Source organism: Streptomyces apricus (genome assembly GCF_008369065.1).
GTDB lineage: Bacteria > Actinomycetota > Actinomycetes > Streptomycetales > Streptomycetaceae > Streptomyces > Streptomyces apricus.
Genome location: NZ_VDFC01000226.1, coordinates 1 through 1,135, shown reverse-complemented (window position 1 = coordinate 1,135; position 1,135 = coordinate 1). Strand labels below are relative to the sequence as shown.

Annotated in this window: 1 protein-coding gene and 1 pseudogene; both read left to right on the top strand. The window is 74.5% G+C overall.

Going from position 1 to position 1,135, the window contains the following annotated elements:
* Window positions 1-228: pseudogene (locus FGF04_RS40760) on the top strand (histidine kinase); the annotation flags it as partial.
* A complete protein-coding gene (locus tag FGF04_RS39350) occupies window positions 225-917 on the top strand; it encodes a response regulator (protein ID WP_149516184.1) in 693 nt (230 codons plus the stop codon). The pseudogene FGF04_RS40760 and the gene FGF04_RS39350, both read left to right, overlap by 4 nt.
* The last annotated feature ends 218 nt before the right edge of the window (window positions 918-1,135 follow it).

The window sequence follows — 1,135 nt, the reverse complement described above, 5'->3', positions numbered from 1 at the left end:
GAGGGCACCCTGACGGTGACGACGGGCCCCGGCGGCGGCGCGTCCTTCGAGGTCCGCCTGCCCCTGCCGGCCCCGGCGGCCACCGCAACCGCCCCGGAGACAGGCCCCGGCTCCGGTTCCGGCCCCGCCGGGACCACTTCCGAGCCCGCCGGGTCCGGGTCCGGAGCCGGGCCCAGGCCCGGGTCCGGGCCGCAGCACGTGGTCACCCCGTACGGAGGCACCCCATGAGCACGTCTGCGCCGCACAAGGACATCCATGTCCTGGTCGTCGAGGACGACCCCGTCGCGGCGGACGCGCACGTCCTGTACGTGGGGCGGGTGCCCGGGTTCACCGCGGTCGGCAAGGCCCACACGGGGGCGGAGGCCAGACGGGCGCTGGACCGCACGCCCGTGGACCTGCTCCTGCTCGACCTGCACCTGCCGGACGTGCACGGCCTGCAGCTGGCCCGCTCGCTGCGCGCCGCCGGCTACCACGCGGACGTCATCGCGGTGACGTCCGCGCGCGACCTGGCCGTCGTCAGGGAGGGCGTGTCGCTGGGGGTGGTGCAGTACGTGCTCAAGCCGTTCACCTTCGCCACTCTGCGGGACCGGCTCGTGCGCTACGCCGAGTTCCACGCCTCGGCCGGCGAGGCCAGCGGCCAGGACGAGGTCGACCGGGCGCTGGCCACGCTCAGGGCGCCCGGCCCGGCCGCCCTGCCGAAGGGGCTGAGCGCGCCGACCCTGGAGCGGGTCACCCGGACCCTGCGCGACAGCGCGGAGGGGCTGACCGCGACCGGCGTGGCGGAGGCGGTCGGCATCTCGCGGATCACCGCCCGGCGCTACCTGGAGCACCTGGTGGACGCCGGGCGGGCCGGCCGCAGTCCCCAGTACGGACAGGTCGGCCGTCCGGAGCTGCAGTACCGGTGGGTGAAGGGCTGAGCGGACGCCGGGCACCACGGGTCACGAAGTCCGCGCAACGGGTCACGACGGACACGCCGGGTCACGACTCGGTACCGGGAGTGCGCACCGCCCCCGCAAGGTCATTGACCTGACCCGACCCCTGCTTCTACGTTCGGGCAACCGAACACGGCCACAACGACGTCGGCCAGCAGGAGGTCGTACCCGTGCGTCCCACCCTGTCTCTTATACACATCTGA

What these genes read in the sequence shown, in the direction of transcription:
- FGF04_RS39350 (WP_149516184.1), top strand. Translation starts at nt 225, where the DNA reads ATGAGCACGTCTGCGCCGCACAAGGACATCCATGTCCTGGTCGTCGAG.